This is a genomic window from uncultured Porphyromonas sp., from assembly GCF_934359325.1.
Taxonomy (GTDB): domain Bacteria; phylum Bacteroidota; class Bacteroidia; order Bacteroidales; family Porphyromonadaceae; genus Porphyromonas_A.
In genome coordinates this window covers 1-4,907 of the sequence record NZ_CAKRLH010000120.1, presented here as the reverse complement: position 1 = coordinate 4,907, position 4,907 = coordinate 1, and the positions used below count along the sequence as shown (strand labels likewise).

The 4,907-nt window shown below is 59.8% G+C and carries 6 protein-coding genes; all 6 read right to left on the bottom strand.

Annotated elements, in window-relative coordinates; genetic code table 11:
- The coding region (locus tag Q0F21_RS05310) for a peptide chain release factor 3 (RefSeq protein WP_297238070.1) at nucleotides 1–1,116 on the bottom strand (1,116 nt) is incomplete at its 3' end.
- Complete coding sequence (gene rfbD, locus Q0F21_RS05305; RefSeq protein ID WP_297238068.1) at nucleotides 1,117–2,037, bottom strand: dTDP-4-dehydrorhamnose reductase; 921 nt, start codon at nucleotides 2,035–2,037, stop codon at nucleotides 1,117–1,119.
- A complete protein-coding gene (locus Q0F21_RS05300) occupies nucleotides 2,034–2,567 on the bottom strand; it encodes a DUF4924 family protein (protein ID WP_297238066.1) in 534 nt (177 codons plus the stop codon). Before Q0F21_RS05300 ends, rfbD begins: the two co-directional genes overlap by 4 nt.
- Before the next feature lie 3 nt (nucleotides 2,568–2,570).
- Complete coding sequence (locus tag Q0F21_RS05295) at nucleotides 2,571–2,960, bottom strand: HIT family protein (protein WP_297238064.1); 390 nt, start codon at nucleotides 2,958–2,960, stop codon at nucleotides 2,571–2,573.
- Nucleotides 2,961–2,974: 14 nt separating this feature from the next.
- Entirely contained in the window at nucleotides 2,975–3,445 is a 471-nt protein-coding gene (greA, locus tag Q0F21_RS05290; protein WP_297132260.1) for a transcription elongation factor GreA, read from the bottom strand.
- Nucleotides 3,446–3,816: 371 nt separating this feature from the next.
- A partial coding sequence (locus tag Q0F21_RS05285) for a sulfatase/phosphatase domain-containing protein (RefSeq protein ID WP_297238062.1) occupies nucleotides 3,817–4,907 on the bottom strand: 1,091 nt, incomplete at its 5' end.

Sequence of the window (4,907 nt, the reverse complement as noted above, 5' to 3'; positions counted from 1 at the left end):
GATGCGGAAGTTGCCGGTGTCGGGCAGTCCGACGATGTCTCCGGCGTAGGCGTCCTCGACGATCTCCTTCCGCTGTGCCATAAAGGCGGTGGGGCTGCTGAAGCGGAGGTCCCGCCCGAGACGCACGTGGTGGTAATTGGTATTCCGCCGGAAGACCCCGGAGCAGATCTTGACAAAGGCGATGCTGGAGCGGTGGTTGGGATCCATATTGGCGTGGATCTTAAAGACAAAGCCGGTGAAGTCGGTCTCCTCAGGTCTCACGATCCGCTCCTCCGCCTTGGTGGGTCGGGGAGAGGGGGCGATGCGGACAAAGGTGTCGAGCATCTCCTTGATGCCGAAGTTATTGAGCGCCGAGCCGAAGAATACCGGTGCCAGCTGCGCAGCGAGGTACTTCTCCTCATCCATCCTCGGATAAACGCCGTCGATCAGCTCGAGGTCGGTAAGCAGCTGCTCAGCCTGCTCCTCGGTGGCATACTTAAGCAGCTCGGGGGAGTGGATGTCCACCTCGACACGGCTGGAGACGTGGCTCTTGTCCTGAGGATTGAAGACCTCAAGGTCTTCCTTGGCAATGTTGTAGACGCCACGGAAGCGGTCGCCGCAGTCGATCGGCCAGGAGAGCGGCGTGACGGCGATCTGCAGCTCCTGCTCCAGTTCATCGAGGAGGTCAAAGGGGTTTTGCGCCTCGCGGTCCATCTTATTGACGAAGACGATCACCGGGGTCTGTCTCAGGCGGCAGACCTGCATCAGCTTCTTCGTCTGCGCCTCCACGCCGCGCGCCCCGTCGATCACGATGATGACCGAGTCGACGGCGGTGAGGGTGCGGAAGGTATCCTCAGCGAAGTCCTGGTGTCCCGGGGTGTCGAGGATATTGATCTTGTAGTCCTCGTACTCAAAGCCCATCACCGAGGTGGCGACGGAGATGCCGCGCTGCTTCTCGATCTCCATCCAGTCGGAGGTGGCGGAGCGGCGGATCTTATTGCTCTTGACCGCCCCGGCGACATGGATCGCCCCTCCAAAGAGGAGGAGCTTCTCGGTGAGGGTGGTCTTACCGGCATCGGGGTGAGCGATGACGGCAAAGGTGCGTCGGCGGGCTATCTCTTCTGTAAAGTCTTTCATTTATCGCTGTGTGTCGCGGTCGATGACCTCCTCGAGCGTCTCTTCCCAGGGGCGGAGCAGGTCAGGGTAATACTTCTGGATCTTCTCGGTGGAGAGCGCGCTGTAGTGCGGTCTCGAGGCAGGTAGGGCCAGGTCGGCCTGGGTGATGGGACTGATCGGGTAGTCATCCCGACCAGTGAGGAGTCGGGCGATGGTCGCTGCGAAGTGGTACCGCGAGGTCTCTCCCAGGTCTGCCACGTGATACAGCCCATAGGGCAGGGGGTCGGGAGCCTTGGGGTCGGTGAGTCCCTCCAGCAGGCGACCGATCACGCGGGCGAGAGTCAGCGTCGAGGTGGGAGATCCTACCTCATCGGTGACGCAGCGGATCGGCTCTCCCGCCTCCACCTTAGCCCTGATGGAGCGGTAGAAGCTCCGCCCCCACGATGCCGGACCATAGAGCCAGGCGGTGCGGAGGATGTAACTCTCCGGATGGTTGGCGATGAGGAAGTGGTCAGCGTCAGCCTTCGACTTCCCATACCTATTGATCGGGTCTGCCACATCCTCCTCTATATAAGGTATGGTGGTCTCTGTGTTGCCCCCAAAGACGTAGTCCGTGCTTATCTGCACGATCGGGAGGTGCGGTCGCAGCTCGTGGAGCTGCATCAGGCAGAGGGTATTGGTCTCGAAGAGCTCGTCCTCGGAGAGCGTCTCCGCCCCATCCACGGCGGTGTATGCGGCGCAATTGATCACCACATCAGGCTTCCTCTCTCGGAGGAAGCGGGACAACTGACCGAATGCGGTCAGATCCAGCTCCGCCCTCGTCGTCAGCACCCGGTCGTAGTGCGCCGACTCGGGGAGCAGGTGACTGAGTGCCGTGCCCAGCTGCCCTGAGGCGCCTGTGATCCATACGAGCGGGCGCTCGCTCCCCATAGGCTCATTCATGACCCCTCCTCGCTCGTGCGGAATCGGTCAGCCAGTAGGGCGAGGAAGGTGCTCAGCTGCCTCATCCCTCGGATGGTCTCCTCCGATACCTCGCGCCCCTGCTCCCGCAGCTGCACGTAGCCGTAGAGACCGATCAGGGCAGTCTCTACCTCGCCGTGACTCCCTCCGGCGCCCTTGTCGCGGAGCTGGACGATGGCGGGGAGTGCAGCGTAGTAGAGCGTGGCGAAGAGGGTCTCCGACTTATCCTTCAGCAGCTCCGAGGAGAGCGCCTCGAGTCGGCCGATCAGCTCGGTGAGCGTGCTCAGGTGCCCCTGCTCCAGGATCCCCTCCTCTCGCATCTGTCGGGCGAGGGAGAGGTACCACGCCTCCACCTCCCGCTGCTGATCCTCAGAGCAGTCGTAGCCGCGCTCTATGTAGCGATGGATCTCTGCGGGGTCAAAGTGCAGTGCCCGGAGGATATCCTCCACCTGCCACATGTAGAGCAGGTACTCGGCAATGTTCTCGTGCCTCTTCTGCTTAGCGACAAACATCCCTCAGAGTCTCTCGCGGATCTGCCGTGCCACCTCCTCCAGCTCCTCATCTGTCATAGAGACATGCTCGCCGTGGAAGTCGGCATCACTCTCACTATTGATCGGAATCAGGTGCAGGTGCGCATGATTGACCTCCAGACCGAGGACGACGGCAGCCACCTTGCGACAGCCACTCATCTCCCGGATGGCAGCAGAGATCCTCTTTGCGAAGCTCATCAGGCTGGACAGCTCCTCATCGGTGAGGTCAAAGAAATAGTCCACCTCCCGCTTCGGAACTACGAGCGTGTGGCCGGGACGAAGGGGGTTGATATCGAGGAAAGCAAAGTTGTGCTCATCCTCGGCGATCTTGTGGTTGGGGATCTCTCCCCGGATAATTTTGCTAAAGATGGTCATGGCGTAGGGTAGACTTAGATATTGATCTCATCGATGCGGAAGGTGAGCACCCCGGCGGGCACCTCGATCTCGCAGATGTCCCCCGGCTTCTTCCCGAGGAGACCCTTGGCGATCGGGGTGGAGATGCCGATCTTGCCCTCCTTATTATTCGACTCTGTATCGGAGACGATGGTGAAGACGCGCTGCTGGTTATTCTTCATATTCGTCAGCGTCACCTTGCTCAGGATGCCCACCTTGGAGGTGTCGATATTGGCGGTGTCGAGGATGCGGGCGTTGGCGAGCTGCATGCGGAGCTGGGCGATCTTGTCCTCCAGCACTGCCTGCTTCTCCTTCGCTGCGGAGTACTCGGCATTCTCGGAGAGGTCGCCCTTCTCGCGCGCCTCGGCGATCTCCTGGATCACCTCGGGGCGGTCTACGCTCTCCAGCTTACTGATCTCCTCGGAGAGCTTCTTGTAGCCCTCTTCGGTCATATAGATAAAGTCCATAGTGTATATAATGCTATGAAAATGGTTTTCGAAAATAACTGCAAGACTGTACCCGACAGACAAAAAGGAAACAATCCCAGGCGATACTCCGCCCGGAATCGTCACTCCGTCTGCAGTACGAGGTCGCCACCTCGATCCGACAGTCAGTCTCTTGTATATAGCCCCGCAGGCGGTGTCACATCACCCCCTCAGGACTACGGCAAAGGTACGAAATAATTGCCTACCGCTCTATCCTCCTCCCTCCACTAATATCGTTGCAGTCGATCCCTTCCTTTATCAAAAACAAAAAGGGCTGACTCCAAGATGCCTTGAAGTTAGCCCTTTTTGTTATCAGTGCTGCCTAACCTACTCCGGGCAGCTAAGTGGTCGGATCAGAAGCCATTGAGCCGGAGGGCGAGGGTGTCCTCGTACTGGGTCTGTGCCTCCACCAGCTCCCGGCGCATCCGGTCAACGATCTCGCTGTAGGCGGGGTCGTCGTAGACATTCTTCATCTCGTGCGGATCCTCCTGTAGGTCGTAAAGCTCCCAGAAGTCCTGGTCGCGGTAGAAGCGGATCAGCTTGTACCGCTCATCGCGCACCCCGTAGTGACGCATAACGCTGTGCTCGGCGGGGTACTCGTAGAAGTGGTAGTAGATCTTGTCCCGCCCGGGGAGCTCCTTTGCCCCCTTAAGCAGCGGCACAAGTGACTCGCCCTGGATGTCCTCCGGGATCGCCACGCCGGCGAGCTCGAGGAAGGTGGGCGCAAGGTCGATATTCTGCGTCAGCTCCTTGATCGCCCCGCGGGCATCGAGCCCCTTGGGGAGGTGCATCAGGAGCGGGTAGTGCATCGACTCCTCGTACATGAAGCGCTTGTCAAACCAGCCGTGCTCGCCCATATAGAAGCCTTGGTCACCGAGGTAGAGGACGATGGTCGTGTCCCAGAGTCCCTCCTTCTTGAGGTAATCGATGATCCGTCCGACGCCCTCATCGATCGGGTGGATCACCTTGGCGTAGTCGCGCATGTATCGCTGGTACTTGTACTCCATCCGCTCCCGGTCAGTCATCGTGCTGTCCCAGTAGTAGTCCGCCATGGGGCGGTAGTAAGCGAGGAACTTCTCCCTGTCCTCCTCGTCCATACCGGAGAGGATCCACTCGTACATCCGCGAGTAGTGGGTCGGGTGATCCTCACGGAGGAGCTTGCAGTCGTAGACGGGGTCCATGTGCTCCCCGATATTCATCTCCGCTCGAGCGGCCGCCCGACGACCGGCATAGTCATCTGCAAAGTTCTCCGGTAGCTCGAAGGTCACATCCTCGTACAGATCCAGATCCTCGATGCGGGGCATCCAGTTGCGGTGAGGCGCCTTGTGCTGCACCATCAGCATAAACGGACGACTCTTGTCCCGACCTCGGAGCAGGTCGAGGCTCTTGTCCGTGATCAAGTCGGTGACGTACCCCTTCTCCTTTACCGTATCATTGGGAGCGG